This is a genomic window from Blastococcus saxobsidens DD2 (genome assembly GCF_000284015.1).
Classification (GTDB): domain Bacteria; phylum Actinomycetota; class Actinomycetes; order Mycobacteriales; family Geodermatophilaceae; genus Blastococcus; species Blastococcus saxobsidens_A.
This window is the reverse complement of record NC_016943.1, coordinates 2,371,146-2,393,483: the sequence shown is the minus strand read 5'-3', so window position 1 is coordinate 2,393,483 and position 22,338 is coordinate 2,371,146. Positions and strand designations below refer to the sequence as shown.

Below are 22,338 nucleotides of genomic sequence, written 5' to 3'. Positions count from 1 at the left end.
GTGCCGCCCGCCTGTCCGGAGTTCCGGGCCGCGCGACGACCGCCCGGGAAGATTACCGCACCGCCCCGGCCGGGTCCGACGGTGGTCAGCCGCGCTTGCCGTCCTTGTCCCGGCCCTCGCGCACCTTCACCGAGATCTCGATCGGGGTGCCGTGGAAGCCGAACTGCTCGCGCAGCTTCCGCTCCAGGAACCGGCGGTAGCCGGCCTCCAGGAAGCCGGTGGAGAAGACGACGAACCGCGGCGGGCGGATGTCCGCCTGGGTCACGTACTTGATCTTCGGGGCACGGCCGCCACGGGCCGGCGGCGGCGTCTCCTGCACCAGGGACCGCACGAAGGTGTTCAACTCGGCGGTGGGCACCCGGGTCTCCCACGAGGCCAGCGCCGCGCGCAGGTGGTCGGCGAGCTTGCTGACGCCCCGGCCGGTGGCGGCGGAGATGTTGACCCGCGTGGCCCACTTGACCCGCGACAGCTCCCGCTCGATCTCCCGCTTCAGCTGGTAGTGGCGGTCCTCGTCGAGGGTGTCCCACTTGTTGATCGCGATGACCAGCGCCCGCCCGGCGTCCACGACCTGGCTGATCACCCGCTGGTCCTGCTCGCTGATGACCTCGTCGGCGGCCAGCAGGACGACCGCGACCTCCGCGGCCTGGATGGCACCCTCGGTGCGCAGGCTGGCGTAGTACTCCATCCCGCTGGCGGTGTTCACCTTGCGGCGCAGCCCGGCGGTGTCGACGAACCGCCATTCCTCGCCACCGAGGCTCACGAGCGAGTCGACCGGGTCGACGGTGGTGCCCGCGACGGAGTCGACGACGGAGCGCTCCTCCTTGGCCAGCCGGTTGATCAGGCTCGACTTGCCGACGTTCGGCCGGCCGACCAGGGCCACCCGCCGGGGTCCGCCCTCCTCGTCCTGCTCGCGCGGCGCCTCGGGCATCGCGTCGAGGACCAGGTCGAGCAGGTCACCGCTGGCCCGGCCGTGCAGGGCGCTGACCGCGTGCGGCTCCCCCAGGCCCAGCGACCACAGCTCGGCCGCGTTGGCCTCGCTGCGCTCGTCGTCGACCTTGTTGGCCACCAGGATCACCGGGCGGTCACTGCGCCGGAGCACCCGCGCGGCGGCCAGGTCGGTCTCGGTGGCGCCCACCTGGCTGTCGACGACGAGCACGATGACGTCGGCCGTCTTCATGGCGTACTCGGCCTGGCGGGTGATCGAGGCACCCAGCCCCTCGGCCTGAGGGTCCCATCCCCCGGTGTCCACGACCGTGAACCGCTTGCCGTTCCACAGCGCCTCGTAGGCGATCCGGTCCCGGGTCACGCCGGGGGTGTCCTGGACGACGGCGGCGCGCCGGCCCAGGAAGCGGTTCACCAGGGTCGACTTGCCCACGTTCGGCCGCCCCACGATGGCGACGACGGGCAGTGGCCCGGTGTGCTCGTCGGTCACGCCCGCTCCCCCACACCCACGGCCGACTCGGCGAGCGCGACCACCCGGTCGACGACACCCTGCTGGTCCAGCTCCGTGCTGTCGACGACGATGGCCTCGGCAGCCGGGCGCAGCGGGCTGTCGGCCCGACTGCTGTCGAACTCGTCACGGCGGCGGAGGTCGGCGGCGAGCTCGACGATCTCCGACTGCTCGCGGATGCCCAACTGCGCGGCCCGGCGCTGGGCACGGGCCTCGGGCGCGGCGGTGAGGTAGATCTTCAGCGTCGCGTCGGGCAGGACGACGGTCCCGATGTCCCGCCCCTCCACCACCACGGTGCCGGCCGCGGCGACGAGGGCACGCTGCTGGTCGACCAGCCGGCGGCGCACCGCCGGCACGGCGGAGACGGCGGAGACGGCACGGGTCACCTCGGCGCCCCGGATGCGGGCGGCGACGTCGACACCGTCGACCCGCACCGTCTCGGTGGCTGCGTCGGTGCCCACCTCGATGCGGGCCCCGGCGACCGTGCGCGCCACCCCGTCGGCGTCGGCCGGGTCGACGCCGGCGTCGAGCACCGCGACGGTGGCCGCCCGGTACATGGCGCCGGTGTCGAGATAGGCGGCACCCAGGCGGGCGGCCACGCCACGCGCCACGCTGGACTTGCCGGTCCCCGACGGTCCGTCCAGGGTCACCTGGCCGCGGAAGGTCATCTGCTCACTCACTGCTCTCTGCGCCCACTCGTTCACTGGGCACTGCCATTGTCCTGCTGCGCAGCCCGCTCGCTCCGCTCCTCGCTCGCTCTGGAACGGGTCGCCTCCGCGGTCGCTCCGCTCCTCGCTCGCTGGCGCTCGCTGCGATGCTCACTCTCCTGTCGGCTCCGTCGCTCGCTGCGATGCTCACTCACTGGGCGATGTCCCGCCGGAGCGCGACCGCGCCCCGGAGGTAGACGTGCTGGATGTCGGCGCGGTCCTTGGGCGTCTCGGCGTGCGCCATGAGCCGGAGCACCCGCGGCAGCGCGTGCGGCACCGCGATCTCGGTGGCGCACATCAGCGGCACGTCCCCGAGACCGAGTTCGCGCGCCGCCAGGGCGGGGAACTCCGACACCAGATCGGGCGTGGCCGTGAACAGGATGCTGATCAGGTCCTCGGAGCGCAGGTCGTTGCGCGCCATGACCGCGTGGACCAGCTCACGGGTGGCCTCGAGCACCTGGTTCCGGTCGTCGGCCTCGACCTGTGTCGCGCCCCGGACGGCTCGGACGGCCATGCACTCTCCTCGATCGGTGTCGGCCCGCGGATCGCCGCACGCCCCTGCCGAGTCTAGGGAAGCCGCGCCACCGTCCTGCGGGGTCGCCGGCCTCACAGGCCGACGAGCTCCTGCAGCGCACCGAGCTCCTGGCGGCTGAGCTTGCGGATGGTGCCCGAGCGCATGGCCCGCAGCTCGATCGGGCCGACGGCCGTGCGGGTCAGCCGCGACACCGGCAGCCCGACCGCGGCCAGCAGCCGGCGGACGATGTGCTTCCGCCCCTCGTGCAGGACCACCTCCACGACCGACTGCCCGGCGTGGGTGTCGACCACCCGAAAGGAGTCGACCTTCACCGGGCCGTCGTCCAGGTCGATCCCGGTCCGGAGCCGGCGCGCGAGGTCGCGCGGCACCGATCCCGAGACCTGGGCCAGGTAGGTCTTGCGCACCTCGTAGCGCGGGTGCGCCAGGCGGTGGGCCAGCTCGCCGTCGTTGGTGACCAGCAGCAGGCCCTCGGTGTCCTGGTCCAGCCGGCCCACGTGGACCAGCCCGGGGGCGAGGTCACCCACCATGTCGCCGACGGTCGGGCGGTTGCGGTCGTCGCTCATCGCGGTGAGGACACCCGGCGGCTTGTTCATCGCATAGCTGACGCGGTCGTCCCGGATCTCCAGACGGACGCCGTCGACGGCGATCTTGTCGCGCATCGGGTCCACCCGCATGCCCTGCACGCGCACCTGCGCGCCGTTCACGCTGATCCGCCCGGCGTCGATCATGTCCTCGACCACGCGGCGCGAGGCGACTCCGGCCCGGGCCAGGACCTTCTGCAGCCGCTCCCCCTGCCGGTCGTCGCCGGTGTCGGCCGCCGGCCGCTCGCCCGGGTGCACCGGGGCCAGCTCCATGTCGTCGGACCAGCCCTCGCCGGCCGCGGTGGTGCTGTCGTCGTTCGGGGTCGCGGTGTTCATCGCGTCCAGTCTCCCACCTGCCGGAAGTGGCCCGTCCGCCCGGAACCGGTTCAGGCGTCGGGGTGCTCCTGGAGCATCGTGGCCGTCTCCGGGAGCAGCGGTGCCAGCTCCGGCAGCTCGGCCAGGCTGCTGAGCCCGAGCCGCTCCAGGAACAGCGGCGTCGTGGCGTACAGCCCGCCCCCGCTGTCGGGGTCGCTACCCACCTCGTGCACGAGGCCCCGGCTGAGCAGGGTGCGCATCACCCCGTCCACACCGACGCCACGGATCGCCGACACCCGGGCGCGGGTCACCGGCTGCCGGTAGGCGATGACCGCGAGGGTCTCCAGGGCGGCCTGCGTGAGGCGGCTGCGCTGCCCCTCCACCAGGTGGCGCTCGACGACGCCCGCGTACTCCTCACGGGTGTAGATCCGCCACCCCTCCCCCGCCCGGCGGAGCGTGATGCCCGCCGACCGCTCGTCGTACCCCGCGGCCAGGTCGGCCAGCCCGGCACGCAGCTGGTCCACCGGGCAGCGCAGCGCCGCGGCCAGCGTCGCCTCGTCCACGGGGTCGTCCATGACGAACAGCAGCGCCTCCAGCCCACCCCGCAGCTCTCCGGGGTCCAGCTGCTCCAGCGGCTCGGGCTCGGGCTCGGGCTGCGGCTGCGGCTCCACCTCGGTGGCCCGGGAGGCCAGCGGCAGTTCGTCCTCGTCCGGCACCAGCGGGACCGGTCCGTCGGTGACCGGGCGCTCACCGACGCGGGAGGCCAGCGCCGAGGCGACGGCGTCCCATGTCGCCGGATCGGCGTCCCCCCGCTCCTCGGCCTGCTCGCGGGTGGCAGCCAGCTCGGCGGCCAGCGCGTCCCAGGAGATGGGCGCACGCTCCTGGTCGGGGCGCTCGTCGGTCACCGGTACTCCTCGTCGGGGTCGTCGGACGCCACGGCGGCCGGGTCGGGCACCGCCTCACCGGTCCAGCGGACGTGCAGCTCCCCCAGTGGGGTCAACTGCTCGAACACCACCCGCTGCTGGCGGTACAGCTCCAGGAGCGCCAGGAACCGCGCGACCACCTCGCGGGTGTGCCCGCAGTCGGCGGTCAGGGCCCGAAAGCTGGTCGTGCCCGAGCGCACCAGCTGGTTGCGGACCAGCAGCAGCTGCTCGGCGACGCTCACCGCCGGCGCGTGCAGGTGCGCGACGCTGACCTGCTCCGGGACCTTCGGCGCCAGCGCCCGGGCAGCGAGCGCGGCGAACTGGGCGGGCGTGAGGTCCAGCGACACGTCGGGGGCGAGGTCGGCGAAGCGCGGCTCCAGCGTCACCTGGCGCGGGAACCGCCGGACCGCGTCGGCCTCGCGCTCGCGGAGGAACGCGGCGGCCTGCTTGTAGGCCTTGTACTGCAGCAACCGGGCGAACAGCAGGTCCCGGGCCTCCAGCAGCTCGAGGTCCTCCTCGTCGTCGACCTCCGCCGTGGGCAGCAGCCGCGCGGCCTTGAGGTCCAGCAACGTGGAGGCGACCACGAGGAACTCGCTGGCCTGGTCCAGGTCGAGCTCGTCGCCCAGGGCCCGCAGGTGGGCGATGAACTCGTCGGTGACCGTGGACAGCGCGATCTCGGTGACGTCGAGCTTGTGCTTGCCGATCAGCTGCAGCAGCAGGTCGAACGGACCCTCGAAGTTGGTCAGCCTGACCGTGAAGCGGCCAGGAGCGGCCCCGGCGGCCGGCTCGGCCGCCGGAACCGCTCCGGCGTTCTCGCTCACGGACGCCGAGGGTAAGCCTGCACGCCCACACCGGCGTCCAGGCAGAGGAGGCTATGCATGTGGGTGCGGGGCTGCGTCCACATGCATAGCTTCCTCTGCCCTGTCGACGGAGGACGACGTCATCGCCCCCGGAGCCGGCGGACCAGCACGGCGTCCTCACCGCGCTCGGTCAGGTCGGCCAGCAGGACCGAGATGGCCTCGCGGACGATCCGACCGCGGTCGGCAGCCAGCCCGTGGTGGGCGCGGAGCGTCAGCCGCGCGGACTCCAGCGCCAGTAGCTCGTCGGCGGAGATGTAGACGGTGATCTTCTCGTCGTGCTTGGTGCGCTCCGTCCGGCGCGCAGGGCGTCCGCGGGTGGCGACCCTCGACTGCAGCACCGGCGCGGGGCCCGGCTGATCCGCCGAGCCACGGAAGGCCGCGAGGTCGTCGGCGAGCTCGGCGCCGCCGGGCACGAGGGTCAGCGGCGCCGCCGTCTCGGCCGGGTCGCCGGACCGGCGGGCACCTGTGCCGCTGCGCAGCGCCGGGGAGCTCGCCGGCGTCGGCAGGCTCGGCAGCTCGGTGACCTCCGAGGCCGACGGCGTGGTGTCGGTGCGCCGGAACAGCTCCGAGGCGCCGGGGAGAACCGGTCGACGCGTCACGACTGCTCCTCACTGGCGCTCGTCGCGGACGTGCCGCCGCGTGCTGTGCTCATCGGTGATCTCCCGGGCTCGATCACAGTGCGAGCACCTCCTTGGCGAGGTCGCGGTACGCCGCGGCGCCCGAGGACGTGGGCGCCCACGTGGTGATCGGCTGCCCGGCGACCGTGGTCTCCGGGAACCGCACGGTCCGCTGGATGACGGTCTGGAACACGGTGTCGCCGAAGGCCTCGACGACCCGGCTGAAGACCTCCCGGCAGTGCACGGTCCGGGAGTCGTACATGGTGGCGAGGATGCCGTTGATCTCCAGCGAGGGGTTCAGCCGCTCCTTGACCTTGTCGATCGTGTCGACCAGCAGTGCGACGCCGCGCAGCGAGAAGAACTCGCACTCCAGCGGGATCACCACGCCCTGGGCGGCGGTGAGCGCGTTGACCGTCAGCAGCCCGAGGGAGGGCTGGCAGTCGATGAGGATGTAGTCGTACTCGTCCTGGATGTCGGCCAGCACGCGCAGCAGGGTCTGCTCGCGCGCCACCTCGCTGACCAGCTGCACCTCGGCGGCGGACAGGTCGATGTTGCTGGGGACCAGGTCCAGACCGGGGATGTCGGTGGGCACCCGCACGTCACGCAGGCTGGTCCGCCGCTCCATGAGGACGTTGTAGATGGTCCGGTCCATGTTCTGCGCCGGCACACCCAGGCCCACCGACAGGGCGCCCTGCGGGTCGAGGTCGATGAGCAGCACCTTGCGGCCGAACTCCACCAGCGCGGCACCCAGGTTGATCGTCGACGTGGTCTTGCCGACGCCGCCCTTCTGGTTGCACATCGCGATGACGCGGGCGGGCCCGTGCTGGGTCAGGGGCTTGGGGTCCGGCAGACGACGCTGACGCGCCTTCGCCGGGTCCTGTCGCAGCGCGGCCGCCCCCATCTCGGGGTCGGTGTCGTGCGGCCGCGCGACGGCAGAGGCCGCGTCCGCTCGGATCGCCATGGGTAGTCGCCTCCAGCTCGTGCCCGTCCGGACGTTCCGGGTGCGGCCAGCCGTCCTGTCCGCTCGGGTGATGAGGACGCTAGGGAGCCGGAAACTTCTTCCCAAGGCGGCACGCCGTCGACGTGTCGACATGGCGACGAATGCCAACCAGTGTGACCGCTCAAGCCGAGCTGCCCGCAATTTCTGACGAACCATGCCGCCTTAAACTGTCAGGTCAGCGCGCGAGGATGGCTCGTGGCGTAGACCTCGCGCAGCCGGTCGACGGTGACCAGGGTGTACACCTGCGTGGTGGTCACCGAGGCGTGCCCGAGCAGCTCCTGGACGACGCGCACGTCGGCACCACCGTCGATCAGGTGGGTGGCGAAGCAGTGCCGCAGGGTGTGCGGCGAGATCGTGGACGGCTCGATCCCGCCGACCCGCTCGGCCGCCGTCCGCAGGATGGACCAGGCGCTCTGCCGGGACAGCGGGCCGCCGCGCACGTTCAGGAACAGCGCGCCGCCACGGACGCCGCCCGTCCCGTTCGCCGCCAGCGCCGGGCGGGCCCGCACCAGGTAGTCCTCGATGGCCCGCAGCGCGTAGCTGCCCACCGGGACCACCCGCTCCTTGCCGCCCTTGCCGGCCAGCCGCACGGTGCTCTGCCCGCGGTCCAGGTCGTCGACGGCCAGCCCGACCGCCTCCGAGATGCGGGCGCCGGTGCCGTAGAGCAGCTCCAGCAGCGCCCGGTCCCGCACTCCCCGGGGGCCCTCCAGGGAGCCCGCCGCCTCGATCAGCGCGACCACCGACTCGACCGGGATCGCCTTGGGCAGCCGCCGGGCCGGTGTCGGGGGGCGCACCTCGTGCGCGACGTCGTTCCCCACCAGGCCGTCGAGGAGGGCGAACCGGTGCAGGCCCCGGACGGCGACCACCGCCCGCGCCGCTGAGGTCGCCGACAGCGGCGGATGGTCGTCGTCCCCGCGCCGCAGCGCGGCCGGGAAGCCGGCGACGTCGGACTCGGCGACCTCCCGCAGCCCCCGCACCCCGGCCGCCGCCAGGTACTCGGTGTAGCGCCGAAGGTCGCGCCGGTAGGAGGCGATGGTGTTCTGCGCCAGGCCCCGCTCGACGGTCAGGTGGTCCAGGTAGCCGGTCACCACCCGCTCGACGTCGGGACCGGCGGACAGCGCGCTGGTCAGAGGAGGACCTCCTGGAGCGGTACGGCGTCCATCCCGTGCGCCTCGGCCACCTCGGGGAGCACCACGCCGCCGGCGACGACGTTGACGCCGTGGGCCAGCGCCGGGTTGCGCTGCACGGCCGCCGCCGTGCCCTCGGCCGCCAGCGCCATCACGTAGGGCAGCGTGACGTTGGTGAGGGCGTGCGTGGAGGTGTTGGGCACCGCGCCCGGCATGTTGGCCACGCAGTAGAAGACCGACTCGTGCACCCGGAAGGTGGGGTCGTCGTGGGTGGTGGGCCGGGTGTCCTCGAAGCAGCCGCCCTGGTCCACGGCGATGTCCACGAGCACCGATCCGGACTTCATCCGCGAGACCAGCTCGTTGCTCACCAGGGTCGGCGCCTTGGCACCGGGGACGAGCACCGCCCCGATCACCAGGTCGGCGTCGAGCACGGCGCGCTCCACCTCGTAGGCGTTCGACGCCACGGTCTGCAGGTGCCCCTGGTAGATCCGGTCGGCGGCCCGCAGCTTGTCGATGTCGCGGTCCATGACGACGACCTCGGCCTGCATGCCCAGGGCGATGGCGGCGGCGTTCATCCCCGAGACACCGGCCCCGATGACCACGACCTTCGCCGCGTAGACGCCCGAGACCCCGCCCAGCAGGACCCCGCGCCCGCCGTGGGCGCGCTCGAGGCAGTGCGCCCCCACCTGCGGCGCCATCCGTCCGGCGACCTCCGACATCGGGGCCAGCAGCGGCAGCGCGCCATCGGCGGCCTGCACCGTCTCGTAGGCGATCGCGGTGGTACCCGAGGCCACCAGGGCCTCCGTGCACTCGCGGGAGGCGGCCAGGTGCAGGTAGGTGAACAGCGTCTGCCCGGCCCGCAGCCGGCCGTACTCCTCGGCGACCGGTTCCTTGACCTTGAGCAGCAGGTCGGCGTCGGCCCACACGTCGTCGGCGGACGCCACGATGCGGGCCCCGGCCGCGGTGAAGTCCGCATCGGGGATCGAGGAGCCCTCCCCCGCGCCCTGCTCGACCAGCACCGAGTGCCCGGCCCGCGTCAGCTCGGTCACCCCGGCCGGCGTCAGCGCCACCCGGTACTCCCGGTTCTTCACCTCTCGGGGGACCCCGACCTGCATCTCGCACACTCCCGGTCTGTCTGGCGGGCAGGGCCCCGAGGGTGACGGGGCTCCTTCCCGCGCGGCACGGACGGCCCGGTCGGGGCGCGCCTCGCGCGGAGTGTAGGCATCCGCACCGCCACGTCCCGCCTCCAGCGCCGATTCGTGACATTCCGGGTGGTGCCGCCCGCATGCGCGACGGCGGTCATGGGGCTGGTCACGAGCGCCCGCATGCGCGAGAAGGCGGTTATCGGTGGGGCGATGCCGCCGGGCTCAGCCGGCGTCGACCGGCCGCAGCCGCGGGCTCGCCGTCCGGGCCTGGGCGGCGGCCAGCACCCCGACCACCGCGGCGACGTTGCGGATGCCGCCGTCGAAGACCCGCTGCACCGCGTCGGCGAGCGGCACCCGCTCGACGGTGAGGTCTGCCTCCTCGTGCTCAACGGTGAACCCGTCCGGGCGCGACACGTCGGTCAGCTCCTCGGCCAGGTAGACCAGCACCATCTCGTCGCAGAATCCGGGGCTGCTGTAGTGGGTGGTCAGCAGCGACCACCGCTGCGCGGCGAGCTGCACCTCCTCGGCCAGCTCCCGCTTCGCCGTCTCCAAGGGCGGCTCGCCGTCGGTGTCCCGCAGCCCGGCCGGCAGCTCCCACAGGTAGCCGCCCACGGGGTGGCGGTACTGCCGGAGCAGCACCACGTTCCCCTGGTCGTCGAGGGCGACGACGGCGACCGCACCCACGTGCCGGACGACGTCCCGGGTGCTCTCGTTCCCGCCCGGCATCGCGACGGTGTCGCGGTAGAGGGAGATGATCGGCCCCTCGTAGACCGTCTCGCTGCCCAGCACCCGGTAGTCGTGCCCGTCGGTGCTCATTGCTCGACTCCGGACTCGTTCCGCTCCTCGCTCGGAGCCGTAGGCCGCCTCCGCGGTCGCTCCGCTCCTCGCTCGCTGGCGCTCGCTGCGATGCTCACTCCCTGTCGGCGGCCGCCTCTCTGCATGCTCGCTCGCCCGTCGTCTTCGACGGCCATCAGACGCCGACCTGCTGGCCCTCGTCCACCGGGACCGGCAGCCGCGCGGCCTCCTGGTAGTCGACGGCCGCCTGCACGAAGGCGGCGAACAGCGGGTGCGGCCGGGTGGGCCGGCTCTTCAGCTCGGGATGGGCCTGGGTGCCGACGAAGAACGGGTGCGTCCCGCGGGGCAGCTCGGCGAACTCCACCAGCGTCCCGTCGGGCGAGGTGCCGGAGAAGACGAGGCCGGCCTCGCTCAGCCGGTCGCGGTAGGCGTTGGCGACCTCGTAGCGGTGCCGGTGCCGCTCGGTGATCTCCGTCGCGCCGTAGGCGGCCGCGGCGACCGAGCCCTTCTGCAGGTGCGCCGGGTAGCTGCCCAGCCGCATGGTGCCGCCCATGTCGCCCCGGCCGGCGACCACGTCGAGCTGGGTGGCCATGGTGGAGATGACCGCGGCGGGGGTCTCGGGGTCGAACTCGGTGGAGTTCGCACCGTCGATGCCGGCCAGGTTCCGGGCGGTCTCGATGACCATGCACTGCAGCCCCAGGCACAGGCCGAGCGTCGGGATGCCGTTGACCCGGGCGTGCCGGATCGCGCCCAGCTTGCCCTCGATCCCGCGCACCCCGAACCCGCCGGGGATGCAGACGCCGTCGACGCCGGCCAGCGTCTTCTCCGCGCCCTCCGGGGTCTCGCAGTCGTCGGAGGGCACCCAGCGGATCTGCACCCGGCTGCGGTGGGCGAAGCCGCCGGCGCGCAGCGCCTCGGTGACCGACAGGTAGGCGTCGGGCAGATCGATGTACTTGCCGACCAGCGCGATGGTGACGGTCTGCTTCGGGTCGTGGACCCGGGCGAGCAGGTCACCCCAGACGGTCCAGTCGACGTCACGGAAGGGGAGCCCGAGCCGGCGGACGACGTAGGCGTCGAGGCCTTCGCGGTGCAGCACCTTCGGGATGTCGTAGATCGACGGCGCGTCGGGGCAGGAGATGACCCCCTCGGGGTCGGTGTCGCACATCAGGCTGATCTTGCGTTTGAGGCCCTCGTTGATCTCCCGGTCCGACCGGCAGACCAACGCGTCGGGCTGGATACCGATGCTGCGCAGCGCGGCCACGGAGTGCTGCGTCGGCTTGGTCTTCAGCTCACCGGAGGGGGCGATGTAGGGCACCAGCGAGATGTGCAGGAAGAAGCAGTTGTCCCGGCCGATCTCGTGGCGCACCTGGCGAGCGGCCTCGAGGAAGGGCAGCGACTCGATGTCGCCGACCGTGCCGCCGATCTCGGTGATGACCACGTCCACGCGCTCGGCGCTGTCGGCGCCATCCAGGATGCGCGCCTTGATCTCGTTGGTGATGTGCGGGATGACCTGCACGGTGTCGCCGAGGTACTCGCCGCGGCGCTCCTTGGCGATGACGTCCGAGTAGACCTGGCCGGTGGTGACGTTGGCGCGGCCGGAGAGGTCGATGTCGAGGAACCGCTCGTAGTGACCGACGTCGAGGTCGGTCTCCGCGCCGTCCTCGGTGACGAACACCTCGCCGTGCTGGAACGGGTTCATCGTGCCCGGGTCCACGTTGAGGTAGGGGTCGAGCTTCTGCATCGTGACGCGCAGGCCACGGCTGGAGAGCAAGGCGCCCAGCGAACTCGCTGTCAGCCCCTTGCCGAGAGAGGACACAACACCGCCGGTGACGAAGACGAACTTCGTCGGCTGGGAGTTGTGCAGAAGGCCGTGATCACGCATTCCAGACGGTCGATCCACGGGAGACGACCGTAACACGGCCGGCGCCGTCAGCCGGGTCGGAGTGGGCAGCGCCATCCGCGGACTCCCCGCCCCCGGGCGTGCCTTCCCCCGGGGCGGCCACCAGCCAGACCAACAAGGGTACGAGCAGCGCGGCGGCGGTCGCCGGGAGGGCGACGCCGGAGTCGTTGACCGCGGCGCCGATCGCCAGGCTGAGCGCGCTGGCCAGCAGTGCGGCCCGCAGGACGGCGGTGTCCGCCGGGCTCAGCCCACCCGGCCCGCGGAGCGTGTCATCCGCACCGCTGCGGAGGGGGCCGCCCGGACGCAGCAACCAGACCGCGGCCACGAGCGCCACCGGCAGCATCCACGCCAGCGGGCTGCCCAGCAGGATGCCGACGTTGGCCTGGGCCTTGCGGCTGATGACCGTCAGGGCCTCACCGCTGAGCAGCTGCTCGACGAAGCGCCCGAGGTGGGTCCGCTCCCCCGCCGGCCGCAGCCAGTCGAGCACGGCGACGGTCCCGACGGCGACGACGGCTGCGGCGAGGATCCCGGCCAGCCGGACCACGGTCACCCGCACCTGGGTCAGCAGCATCGCCAGCAGCAGGAAGCCGGGCAGGGCGGCGAGCACCCCGCCGAAGTCGCGGCCGAGCGTAGGGGCCCCGACGACGGCGACGGTCAGCAGGCCGGCGCCGAGCACCACGGCCGCGACCCGGCCGCGCCGGCGCTCGGGGGCGACCCGCCGGCCGGCCGCCGTGGCCAGCGCCGCGGTCACCGTCAGCGCGCTCACCGACAGCAGCCCGAAACTCAGGTTGCCGTAGCCGGTGAACCGCCCGGCCACGATCGCGTCGTACCCGAGGGGTGCGTTCAGCTCGAGCCGCGAACCGGAGAGCACGTCGGCGAGCAGGGTGACCAGCGTGACCGTCAGGACGGCGAGCGGCGGACCGAGCCGGCGCCGCCGCCACGGCCCGCCCGCGGCCACCACGGTGACGAGGACGTCGGCGACCACCACCGAGGCGATCAGCGTGCCCAACGGCGCGCCGGTGCGCTCCCACGGCACGATCCCCGCCAGGTAGGTCGCCACCGGGAGTGCGGCGGCCGCGAGGCACAGCAGCCGCAGCGCGGGCCGGGCCCACGGCCAGGAGCGCAGGCGGTGCAGCCGCCGGCCGCCGCTGACCACCATCGCCCCGAGGAGGACGACGACCGCGCCGACTGCCACGAAGGTCCAGAAGAACCCCCCGGTGTTGCGGTAGTGGGTGTACGCGGCGACGTTCACCCGCTCCAGCTCCGCCACGGCCCGGGCCAGCTGCGGCCGCTCGTCCGTGCTGCGCATCGGCTGCCCGTTCATCGACGCGGGCGGATCGATGCCCAGCGCCCGCAGCACGGTCGGCGCCACGTCGATCAGCTGCACGAACGGCGCCCGGCCCGTGCTCGCCGAGGTCAGCCAGCCGTCGGAGAGACCCGGGCCCTGCGCGATGCCCACGTGCAGCTGCGGCCGGCCGTCGTTGACCTCGGAGATCCCGGCGAGCACGAACAGGGTCTCCCCCGGCAGACCCTCCACGGCGGCCCGCAGCCGGCCGAGGGACTCGTCGATCCGGGTCAGCGCCGCAGCCCGGGGCTCGGGCCGGGTGCCGTCGTCGGTGGGCACGGGGCCGGGCACGCCGGCGTCGGTGAGCTGGTCCAGCGAGACGAGGGTCAGCGGACAACCGGTCAGCAGGTCGGCGAGTTCCGCCCCGTCGGTGGGCAGCGTGCGCTCCGTGGTCAGCCGCACCCCGGGCGCGGCCACCGCCAGGGCGGCGGCCCGGCCCACGACCCCGGCGCAGCCGACGGCTGCACCGAGCGCTCCTGGCTCGGCACCGAAACGCACGGTGCCCGGGTCCTCCGCGATCCGGGCGACGGTGGCCAGCGGCTCTCCCAGGGCGACCCCGGCGACCCGCTCCTGGAGGCCGCAGCGCGTCAGCGAGGTGTCCAGCCGCGGTTCCTCGGCCGCCGCCTCCCCTGCGCCGTCCCCGCCGTCCTCCTCCTGTCCGGTCGCCGGGTCGCCGCCGGGCGCCGCGCCGCCGTCGGGCAGCGGCACGGTGGGGAGCGGCACGGGGGGCAGCCCCTCGTCCGTGCCGGGGAACCGCGCCCGGTTCCCCGCGCCGAGGGTGGCCCAGCCGTCGAGCAGGCAGCTGGTGGAGCGGGCGGCCCGCACCGACATGGCACCGATCGCCGCCTCCTCCGCCAGCGCCCACAGCTGCGGCGTGGCCTGCGGGTCGACGTCGGCCCAGGTGAGCCCCGGTACGCCGACCACGACGACGCGGTCGGCGGCGAACGGCTCGTCGGCGCCGGCGGTGGCCGGCAGACCGACCAGGGCGGTGAGTGCCAGCAGAAGCAGGGCCACCGCCCGGTGCAGCGCCCGCACGGCCGGGCCGGTCATGGGCCCGGTCGGGCCGGTGGCCCCAGCAGCTCGCGGTAGATCGCCACCAGCTGGGCGGCCGTGGCCTCCTCGTCGGGCCAGGTGGCCGCCTGCCGCCGTCCGGCCTCGACCAGGTCGGCGGCGTGCGCGCTGTCGCAGAGGACCCGCACCACCGCCTCGGCCAGCGCACCGGCATCGCCCACCGGGACCAGCTCGGCGGCCGTGCCCAGCAGCTCCGGCAGGCCACCGGTGCGGGTGGCCACGAGCGGGACGCCGGACCGGAGCGCCTCCTGAGCGGTGAGCGACCGGGCCTCCCAGCGGGACGGCAGCACGCAGAGGTCGGCGGCGCCCAGCAGGTCCGCGACGTCGTCGCGGCGGCCGAGCAGGGTCACCGGCAGGGCATCGGTGCGGATGCGGTCGGCCAGCTCGTCGTGCAGCGGACCGTCGCCGGCGACGACCACCAACGGTGCCGGGCGCAGCCGCTGGTCGGCCGACCAGCGGGCGACCGCATCCAGGAGCACGTCGTACCCCTTCTGCGGGTGCAGCCGCCCGACCGCGACCACCAGGGCCCGGTCGTCGACGATGCCCAGCTCCTCGCGCACCTCGACGCGGGTCCGCGTCGCCGCCGGCAGCGGGGGCGCCGAGACCGGCGCCGGCCGCACGTCCCGGGCACCCTGCCGGCGGGCGTTCCCGGCGAGGTCCCCTGATGCGGCGAGAACGACGTCGGCGGCCCGCACGGTGGCCCGTTCGGCCTGCGCGAGCAGCCGCCGGCGCAGCCCCCCGCCCTCGGGCAGGGCGTTGTGCAGGGTGAGGACCAGCCGGGTGGACCGGTTCCCGAGGCGGCGCGCCGCGGCGGCGACCAGACCGGCCCGCAGCCCGTGGGCGTGCACCAGATCGCTGCCGGCGACCGCGCGCCGGAGGGCCTGCACGGCCCGGACGTCGGCGACCGGCGAGAGGCCGGCGGAGATCTCCACCGCCGTGAAGGACGCGCCGCGCCCGGAGAAGCCGAACAGGTCGTCGGTGGCCCGTGGCCCGCACACCTGGACGGCGGCCCCGGAGTCGACGAGCGAGGGCAGCAGCGAGCGCACGTGGGTACCGACCCCGCCGGTGCTGGTCGCCAGCACCTCGCTGATCCGGCGGTCCCGCAGGGGCGGCTCAGCCACCGCGCACCTCCTGCTCGCCCGTCGACCGCAACTCCCGGAACGCACCCACGAGCTGCGCGCGGGCCGTCCCCATCATGACCGCCACAGCCACGAGGAGCACGGTGCCCCCGACCAGGACACCGGTGGCCACCGTGGCCAGGACGCTGCCCTCGGGCACCGGGTCCGCGCCCAGCGCCCGCGCCAGCCAGCTGCCGGCGCCGCCGGCCAGCACGGCGGCCAGCAGGGCTGCCGGGCCGCTGCGGCCCAGTCCGTGCAGCGCCGCCGGACCGGCGACCCGCGTCACCACGCAGAGCAGGCCCACCCCGGCGACGGTGACCCCGAGCGTGTGCCCCGCCGCCAGCGCCAGCGCGCGGTCGGCTGCAGGCAGGGCCCGGGCGAGGACGACGTCGGCGGCGACGGCGAGCAGCCAGCCGCCCAGCACGCACGCCGTCGGGGACCGCCACAGGCCCCGGGCGTACAGCGCCCGGGTCAGCACGGCCACGAGGCCGTAGCCCAGCAGGCCGGGGGCGAAGGCGACGACGGTGTCCCGCAGCGCCGAGACCTCCCGGGCCGACTCCGCCGACAGGAAGACGCGGGCAATCGGGCCGGCCGCGGCGACGAGGGCGGCCGTCGCGACGGCCGAGGCGGCGACCGTCAGCACCACGACCGGCGCGAGGACGCGGCGGTAGCCGGCCTCGTCCCGGCCGTCCGCGCGCTCGGCGAGCGCCGGGTAGACCGACGTCGCCAGCGGCACGGCCAGCGCGGCCCACGGCAGCAGGAAGACGGTGAGCCCGGCGGCGTAGACCACCTGGGTGCCGTCCGGTGCGCCGTCGTTGGCCAGCCGGATGGCGACCGCCGCGAGCAGCTGCTGCCCGGCCAGGGTCAGGACGCCGGCCAGGGCCAGCCGCCGGACGCGCGGTGCGGCACCCACCGGGAAGCGCAGCGCCGGCCGCAGCCCGAGCCGCAGCCCGCGCATCGGTACCAGCAGGCTGAGGCTGAGCACGACGACGCCGAGCGTCGTCCCGATCCCGAGCACCAGCTCGGCCGGCGTCGACAGGTCGGTGGTGTCCCGGGCCCCGCCCATGGCCGCGAAGAGCAGGTACGCCGCCGCGACGACGAGGCTGGACAGCAGCGGCGCGACCGCCGGACCGGCGAAGCGCCGGTGGGCCTGGAGCACGCCGGCGAGCACGATGCCGATCCCGTAGAGGACGACCTGCGGCGCGAACACCAGGAGGAAGCGGGCGGCGAGCTGGACCTCGGCCTCGTCGCCGCCGCCGAGGAGCAGCCGCGCGATCGGCTCGGCGAGCAGCGCGAGCAGCGCCGCGAGCGGCACGAGCAGCAGCAGCGTCCAGCCGAGCAGGGCCGATGCGGTGCGCCGGACCTGGTCCCGGTCGCCGGCGGAGATGCCGCCCGCCAGCATGGGGACGACGAGGCTGGCCAGTGCGCCGCCGGCGACGACCTCGAACACGATGTTCGGGACGTTGTTGGCCGCGAGGTAGACGTCACCGGTGCTGTCCGCGCCGACGGTGTTGGTGAAGACCAGCGTGCGGCCGAACCCCGCCGTCCGGGCGAGCACGGTCAGCACCGCGATCAGCGCGGCAGCCCCGGCCACCCCGCCCGCCACCCGCCGGGCGTTCACGGACTCTCCTCGCTGTCCCCCGCAAGCGGGAGGTGTCCCCAGCTCGTCGGCCGTGTCCGCGGCGTTGCTCTGCCTTTTGGTGAGCTCGCGAGGTCGCTCACGGGGACAGGCGACCGAGGCGGTCCAGTTCCCTCAGGCCGGGCGTGGCCTCGATGACGCGGGTGAAGCTCACCCGTTCGCTGGCCAGCGTCAGCCCGGTGACCACGGCCAGTGCGGCGGCCCGCGCCGGCCGGGACGGCAGCTCGGTGAGCCGGAGTCCGAGCAGCGCGCCGAGTGCGTTGGCGCCGCAGTCACCCAGCATGATCCGCTCCCCCAGGTCGTCGGGCAGCACCGCGAGCGTGGCGCCCAGCGGCCCCGCGACCAGCCCGCCGGCGGGTCCGCCGAGACCGGCGAGGCCGGCGAGGGCCCCGACCTTGGCCGCGCGGCCCGGACGCAGGTCCAGGAGGTTGAGCAGGTTGGCGCAGCCGGCCACCAGCCCGGTGGTGAGCACGCCGTCGATCAGCGCACCGGCGCCGCGGTCGCGGCTCCGGGTGAGGAGGGCGGCGACGGCGGCGGCGGTGCCGATCCCGGCGACCTTGACGGCGCCGGCGGAGACCCGGCCCTCCCGCAGGGCACGCAGATGGCCGGCCAGGCCCTTGTCGCGGGCCTGCTCCGGACGGGCGCCGGCGAGGTCGTCGTAGCCGCCGACCAGACCGGAGACGGTGCCGACGACCGCCGCCGCGGCACGGGTCCCGGCCGGCGCACCCAGCACCGCCGTCGCGGTGGCCGACAGCGCCAGCGCGGGGCCACCGAGCAGGCTGACCGGCCGGCCCGCGTAGTTGGTGCGTCGCCACGGCCGGCCGGCCGGCCGCGCGGTGAGCGCGGTGGCCGCGGCCAGGGCGACCCGGCCCAGGACGGCGCCGGTCAGTGCGGTGCGCGCGAGGTGCCGGGACCTCACGGCGCGGCGGCGGGCAGCGGCGGGACCGGCTGGGTGTCCTCGCCGGTCCCGTACATCCCGGACGTGCCGAGCGACTCCTGGCCCAGCGCCAGCACGGTGCTGATCCGGCCGAGGACGGTGCCGACGTTGTCGACGGTGGAGATGGCCGCGGCCAGGGCCGGGTCGGCCCGGAGCACGCCGATCAGGCCGTTCTCGCGGGCCGACGGGGCGTCCCCGGCGACGACCGCACCGGCTCCGCGCGCGTCCAGCGCCGTCGCCAGCTCGACGAGCGCGGCGTTGCGCTGGTCGGCGTTGTCCCCGGTGAACCCGCTGCCGGTGAGCACGATCGCGTGCTCGGCCGGCGCCACCGAGGCCCCCTCGGGGACCAGGACGTCGAGGGCGGTCAGCCCGGCGAGCACCGAGGACAGGGCGGCGGTGTCGGGAACCGGACCACCCGGCGGGATCATGAGCACCTGCGACAGCAGCGACGCCACGAGGGTCGCGGCGTCGCCGCTCTCGGGCAGCTGGATGCCCGCGGGCAGCCCGGAGCCGGTCACGTAGCTCTGCAGCGCTGACGCGGTGGCCGGGTCGCTGTACTCCGGCTGCAGGCGGACCACACCGGTGACCGAACCGCCGGCCTGGTCCACCAGCGCGGTCATCTCCTCGACCGTCTCGGCGGTGACGCTCTCGTTGGTGGGCACGAGCACGACGCTGCGGTCGGCGAGGGTGCCGTCGACCAGCACCGGGCCGACGGCCTCCTCGAACGCCTGGCTGCTCTCCAGCTGGCCTTCGAGCTCCTGGGTGCGGTCCTCGAGGGCTCGCTTGTCCTGCTCGAGGTCGGCGACCTGTCCCTCGATGTCTGCCTGGATCGGCTCGTTGAGGGCGGTGGTGCCGATCACGATGCCCAGCGCCACGGCCAGGAAGACGGCGATCAGCGACACCAGGTGGTAGCGGAAGTCGATCACGAGAAGAGGTTCTCCAGCCAGAAGACGAAGCTGTTCCATTGGTCGAGCAGCAGGTCGACGTACACCCGGCCGACGGCGGAGACGGCGAGCGCGGCGCCGATCGCCAGGAGGGCGGCCAGCACCATGATCACCAGGACGGTGGTGGAGATGCGGCTGCGGTAGAGACGGCTGACGCCCTTGGCGTCGACGAGCTTGCCGCCCAGGCGCAGGCGGGTGAGGAAGGTCGAGGCCATGCCCCCGCGGCCCTTGTCGAGGAACTCGACGAGCGTGGCGTGGGTGCCGACGGCGACGATGAGCGTGGCGCCCTTCTCGTCGGCCAGGAGCATGGCGATGTCCTCGCTGGTGGCCGCCGCGGGGAACGTGATGGCCTCCACGCCGAGGTCCTGCACGCGGGCCAGTCCCGGGGCGCGACCGTCGGCGTAGGCGTGGACGACCACCTCGGCGCCGCACCGGAGGACGTCGTCGCTCACCGAGTCCATGTCGCCGATGATCATGTCCGGCGAGTAGCCGGCGTCGACCAGCGCATCCGCGCCGCCGTCGACGCCGATGAGGACCGGGCGGTAGTCGCGGATGTAGGAGCGGAGGGCGTGCAGGTCTTCCTTGTAGTCGTAGCCGCGGACGACGACGAGGACGTGCCGGCCCTCGATCGACGTGGCGACGTCGGGGACGCCGACACCGTCGAGCAGGAGCGCGCGCTCGCGCTTCATGTACTCCATGGTGTTGGCGGCGAACGCCTCCAACTGCACGGAGAGACCGGCCTTGGCATCGGCCATGGCGGCGGCCACCGTCTCGGCGTCGTGGGCGGTGCCCTCGGCGACGACGGTGCCCTGCTCGTCGAGGAGCCGGTTGCCGTCCAGCCGGACCTCGGCGCCCTCCTTGATCTTGGCGAAGACGTCCCGGCCGACGTCGTCGAGCAGCGGGATGCCCGCGTCGAGGAGGATCCCCGGACCCAGGTTGGGGTACCGGCCGGAGATGCTGGGTGCGGCGTTGACCACCCCCGCGACCCGGCAGCCGACGAGCGCGTCGGCGCTGACCCGGTCGATGTCGACGTGGTCGATGACGGCGATGTCACCGGGGCGCAGTCGCTTCGTCAAGTTCTTGGTGCGGCGGTCCAGACGGACGGTGCCGGCGACGCCGGGCCCCGTGTCCTGTGCCCGGCCGCGGCGAACGGTGCCGATGCGCATGACACCGCATGCTGCCACGCGCGCGGAGCCGCCCGGCCCTCCGACGCGCCTCGGCGACGCTCCGGTCACGCACCGTGTCCGACACCACGTTCGGCCGACACGCCGGCAGCCACCGGTTCAGCGCGTCGGCCGGACCGTTACCGAGTTGTGACTAACGTTGCGCGTGTGACTGGAGTGGCCGGGGCCCTGACGACCGCAGCATCCCTTCCGGCGCCGGAGGCGGACGCCCCGGCGCCCGTCGGCGGTGCCGTGATCCGCGCAGTTCCCCACCCCGAGCTGGGCCGTTCCGCGCCCCCGGTGGACGCCGAACCGGTTCCGCCGGCCGCGCCTCCCGTGGCTCCGCCCGTCACCCGGGCCGCGCCCCCGCCGCCGGTCCCGCTGCCGGTGCACCGCGAACCCCGCCGCGACGAGGAGCCGGGGGCCGCCGACTCCCCCGCCCCCGGCGCTCGGCCCACCGGTCGCGCCGAGGCGCCGGTCGCCGACGGCGTGACCGAGGGTGACGCGGCCGGGCCGGGCCGGGGCCGACGGGCACGGCGGGGCTCCGGCATCCGCGAGCGCCGCCGCCAGCAGACCCGCGACCGGATCGTCGATGCCGCCAGCGACCTGTTCACCGAGCGGGGCTTCGACGCGGTGAGCGTCGTGGAGATCGCCCAGCGGGCCGGCGTGGTCGAGAAGACGGTCTTCAACCACTTCCCGGTCAAGGAAGGGCTGGTCTTCGAGGCCGACCCGCCCATGCGGGCGGCGCTGCTGGACGCGGTGCGCCGGCGCCCGGCCGGGGAGTCGGTTTCCGCGGCGGCCGGCAGCTTCGTCGTCGGCGCGGTGAGCCTGCTGGGTTCGCCCGCGGCGGCCGACGGTGTGGCGGCGATGGCCCAGGTCATCCGGGGCAGCCGGACGCTGCAGATCCGCGAGCGGGAAATCCTCGGCGAGCTGACCGGCTCACTTGCCGAGCTCATCGCCGAGGAGACCGGCGCTCAGCCCGGGCAGATCGAGCCGTGGCTGGCCGCACACGCCGTGCTCGGCCTGTACGCGTCGCTCCTGGAGCTGGCGCGGGACCGGGTGCTGGCCGGCGTGAGCGGACCGGAGCTGTCGGCCGAACTCCGCCGCCAGGGCCGCCGCGGCCTGGCGCTGCTGCAGTTCGGCCTCGCCGGCTATGCCAAAAAGCGATAACTCTGTCGTCCTCCGGACGACGACCGCGGCCAGGAGCCGTTCCCCTGATGCGTTGAGCCCCTCCCTGTTCCTCCTCGGGGAGCCCTCCGGGCCCCCACTCGTCGGAACGCCTCGCGGGGCGGCTCGCGTCTCGTTCCGCGGCACCCGGCCTGGTCCCGTTCGTGCCGCGGCCTTCCTGCCCTTCCTCGGGGACCCTCCGGGCCCCGCTCGTCAGGGCAGCCGTTCGTCGGGTCAGAGCTGCAGCGAGTGCAACAGCTGGTCGGCGCGGTCACCAAGGAGGTGCGGGTCCCGGGTGACGAGCGCGACGGCCACCATGTAGCCGTCCTCCCCGGCCCAGCCGTGCCCCTCGCGACAGAGGTGGCGGATGTGCTCAGCCACCTTGGGCTCGGAGCTGTAGGGCCCGAAGTCCAGCCCCATGGCCAGGAAGTTGACCACCCGGTACCCGAGGTCCTGGGCCGTGCGCACGGTCGCCTCCGGGTCGGAGTAGCTGGCCAGCGCGCAGACGACGTTGGTGTAGCCGGCTTTGAGCAACTGCAGCACCAGGTCGTTGCCCCGCACGCCGCCCCACAGCTCCGGCATGAGGATGTCCCGGTCCGGCGCGGGGATGTAGGGCGGGTTGGAGATGACCGTCGACGCCTGTGGCCCGCCGGCGGAATCCGCCTGGTCGAAGAAGTCACCGAGCTCGACCGTGTAGCGGTCGGCCACGCCCCGGTCGGCGATGTTCGCGCGCGCAACCCCCACCGACGAAGCGCTGACGTCGTAGCTGCGCACCCGCAGGCCGGGCAGCGCCCGCACGACGTCGGCGATGGCGGTCGCGTCACCGGTACCCAGTTCGTCGACGCCCTCCTCCAGCCATCCCAGCTGGTCGCGGTACTGGCTGAGCAGCATGCACACCGACAGGCCGTAGTGCGCGGACTCGTCGGTGGAGGAGAAGCAAGTCACCGACGATCCTTACCCCGGCACCGACCGCGGCACTCCCCTGTCACCCGACCTGGC

The 22,338-nt window shown here is 74.3% G+C and carries 20 protein-coding genes; 1 reads left to right on the top strand and 19 read right to left on the bottom strand.

Annotated elements, in window-relative coordinates; all coding sequences use genetic code 11:
* Positions 1–85 precede the first annotated feature (85 nt).
* The 18 genes from der to steA all read right to left on the bottom strand — a co-directional run bounded on the left by der (position 86) and on the right by steA (position 20,175).
* Positions 86–1,432, bottom strand: coding sequence for a ribosome biogenesis GTPase Der (gene der / locus BLASA_RS11285; protein ID WP_014376266.1), 1,347 nt, complete (start codon positions 1,430–1,432; stop codon positions 86–88).
* Entirely contained in the window at positions 1,429–2,130 is a 702-nt protein-coding gene (gene cmk, locus BLASA_RS11280) for a (d)CMP kinase (RefSeq protein WP_231839610.1), read from the bottom strand. The genes der and cmk overlap by 4 nt, the downstream gene beginning before the upstream one ends.
* Positions 2,131–2,308: 178 nt before the next feature.
* Positions 2,309–2,671: a chorismate mutase gene (gene aroH, locus BLASA_RS11275; protein ID WP_014376264.1), complete on the bottom strand. Its 363-nt coding sequence runs from the start codon at positions 2,669–2,671 to the stop codon at positions 2,309–2,311.
* A 92-nt stretch (positions 2,672–2,763) separates the two neighbouring features.
* Positions 2,764–3,609 carry a pseudouridine synthase gene (locus BLASA_RS11270; protein ID WP_014376263.1) on the bottom strand — a complete coding sequence of 282 codons (846 nt, stop codon included), beginning with the start codon at positions 3,607–3,609 and terminating at the stop codon, positions 2,764–2,766.
* A gap of 50 nt (positions 3,610–3,659) precedes the next feature.
* Complete coding sequence (gene scpB, locus BLASA_RS25565; RefSeq protein ID WP_014376262.1) at positions 3,660–4,493, bottom strand: SMC-Scp complex subunit ScpB; 834 nt, start codon at positions 4,491–4,493, stop codon at positions 3,660–3,662.
* Positions 4,490–5,332 carry a segregation and condensation protein A gene (locus BLASA_RS11260; protein WP_014376261.1) on the bottom strand — a complete coding sequence of 281 codons (843 nt, stop codon included), beginning with the start codon at positions 5,330–5,332 and terminating at the stop codon, positions 4,490–4,492. The genes scpB and BLASA_RS11260 overlap by 4 nt, the downstream gene beginning before the upstream one ends.
* A gap of 119 nt (positions 5,333–5,451) precedes the next feature.
* Complete coding sequence (locus tag BLASA_RS11255) at positions 5,452–5,970, bottom strand: hypothetical protein (RefSeq protein WP_014376260.1); 519 nt, start codon at positions 5,968–5,970, stop codon at positions 5,452–5,454.
* A 73-nt stretch (positions 5,971–6,043) separates the two neighbouring features.
* Positions 6,044–6,949 (bottom strand): ParA family protein, encoded by a 906-nt coding sequence (locus BLASA_RS11250; protein WP_014376259.1) that lies wholly within the window; start codon positions 6,947–6,949, stop codon positions 6,044–6,046.
* Between the two features lie 209 nt (positions 6,950–7,158).
* Positions 7,159–8,076 carry a site-specific tyrosine recombinase XerD gene (locus tag BLASA_RS11245; RefSeq protein WP_231839609.1) on the bottom strand — a complete coding sequence of 306 codons (918 nt, stop codon included), beginning with the start codon at positions 8,074–8,076 and terminating at the stop codon, positions 7,159–7,161.
* Between the two features lie 38 nt (positions 8,077–8,114).
* A complete protein-coding gene (gene ald / locus BLASA_RS11240) occupies positions 8,115–9,230 on the bottom strand; it encodes an alanine dehydrogenase (protein WP_014376257.1) in 1,116 nt (371 codons plus the stop codon).
* 252 nt (positions 9,231–9,482) lie between these two features.
* Positions 9,483–10,076: an NUDIX domain-containing protein gene (locus tag BLASA_RS11235; RefSeq protein WP_014376256.1), complete on the bottom strand. Its 594-nt coding sequence runs from the start codon at positions 10,074–10,076 to the stop codon at positions 9,483–9,485.
* A gap of 154 nt (positions 10,077–10,230) precedes the next feature.
* Positions 10,231–11,937: a CTP synthase gene (locus BLASA_RS11230; RefSeq protein ID WP_041775724.1), complete on the bottom strand. Its 1,707-nt coding sequence runs from the start codon at positions 11,935–11,937 to the stop codon at positions 10,231–10,233.
* Complete coding sequence (locus BLASA_RS11225; RefSeq protein ID WP_014376254.1) at positions 11,930–14,350, bottom strand: membrane protein; 2,421 nt, start codon at positions 14,348–14,350, stop codon at positions 11,930–11,932. The genes BLASA_RS11230 and BLASA_RS11225 overlap by 8 nt, the downstream gene beginning before the upstream one ends.
* Complete coding sequence (locus BLASA_RS11220; RefSeq protein WP_014376253.1) at positions 14,347–15,492, bottom strand: glycosyltransferase family 4 protein; 1,146 nt, start codon at positions 15,490–15,492, stop codon at positions 14,347–14,349. Before BLASA_RS11220 ends, BLASA_RS11225 begins: the two co-directional genes overlap by 4 nt.
* Positions 15,485–17,110, bottom strand: a complete 1,626-nt coding sequence (gene murJ, locus BLASA_RS11215) for a murein biosynthesis integral membrane protein MurJ (RefSeq protein WP_014376252.1) — start codon at positions 17,108–17,110, stop codon at positions 15,485–15,487. The genes BLASA_RS11220 and murJ overlap by 8 nt, the downstream gene beginning before the upstream one ends.
* Before the next feature lie 97 nt (positions 17,111–17,207).
* Positions 17,208–18,047 (bottom strand): hypothetical protein, encoded by an 840-nt coding sequence (locus tag BLASA_RS11210; RefSeq protein WP_014376251.1) that lies wholly within the window; start codon positions 18,045–18,047, stop codon positions 17,208–17,210.
* Positions 18,044–18,991, bottom strand: coding sequence for a copper transporter (locus BLASA_RS11205; protein ID WP_014376250.1), 948 nt, complete (start codon positions 18,989–18,991; stop codon positions 18,044–18,046). Before BLASA_RS11205 ends, BLASA_RS11210 begins: the two co-directional genes overlap by 4 nt.
* Positions 18,988–20,175 carry a putative cytokinetic ring protein SteA gene (steA, locus tag BLASA_RS11200; RefSeq protein ID WP_014376249.1) on the bottom strand — a complete coding sequence of 396 codons (1,188 nt, stop codon included), beginning with the start codon at positions 20,173–20,175 and terminating at the stop codon, positions 18,988–18,990. The genes BLASA_RS11205 and steA overlap by 4 nt, the downstream gene beginning before the upstream one ends.
* Positions 20,176–20,508: 333 nt before the next feature.
* Here steA and BLASA_RS25030 point away from each other — a divergent pair, with 333 nt between their 5' ends.
* Positions 20,509–21,342 (top strand): TetR/AcrR family transcriptional regulator, encoded by an 834-nt coding sequence (locus BLASA_RS25030; RefSeq protein ID WP_231839608.1) that lies wholly within the window; start codon positions 20,509–20,511, stop codon positions 21,340–21,342.
* A gap of 231 nt (positions 21,343–21,573) precedes the next feature.
* On the opposite strand, the gene BLASA_RS11190 is transcribed toward BLASA_RS25030, so the two are convergent.
* Complete coding sequence (locus BLASA_RS11190; RefSeq protein WP_014376247.1) at positions 21,574–22,284, bottom strand: methylase; 711 nt, start codon at positions 22,282–22,284, stop codon at positions 21,574–21,576.
* Between the last annotated feature and the right edge of the window lie 54 nt (positions 22,285–22,338).

Coding starts and splice junctions, on each gene's coding strand:
- aroH (WP_014376264.1), bottom strand. CDS start 2,671: ATGGCCGTCCGAGCCGTCCGGGGCGCGACACAGGTCGAGGCCGACGAC.
- BLASA_RS11270 (WP_014376263.1), bottom strand. CDS start 3,609: ATGAACACCGCGACCCCGAACGACGACAGCACCACCGCGGCCGGCGAG.
- BLASA_RS11250 (WP_014376259.1), bottom strand. CDS start 6,949: ATGGCGATCCGAGCGGACGCGGCCTCTGCCGTCGCGCGGCCGCACGAC.
- ald (WP_014376257.1), bottom strand. CDS start 9,230: ATGCAGGTCGGGGTCCCCCGAGAGGTGAAGAACCGGGAGTACCGGGTG.
- BLASA_RS11235 (WP_014376256.1), bottom strand. CDS start 10,076: ATGAGCACCGACGGGCACGACTACCGGGTGCTGGGCAGCGAGACGGTC.
- BLASA_RS11230 (WP_041775724.1), bottom strand. CDS start 11,937: ATGCGTGATCACGGCCTTCTGCACAACTCCCAGCCGACGAAGTTCGTC.
- BLASA_RS11225 (WP_014376254.1), bottom strand. CDS start 14,350: ATGACCGGCCCGGCCGTGCGGGCGCTGCACCGGGCGGTGGCCCTGCTT.
- steA (WP_014376249.1), bottom strand. CDS start 20,175: ATGCGCATCGGCACCGTTCGCCGCGGCCGGGCACAGGACACGGGGCCC.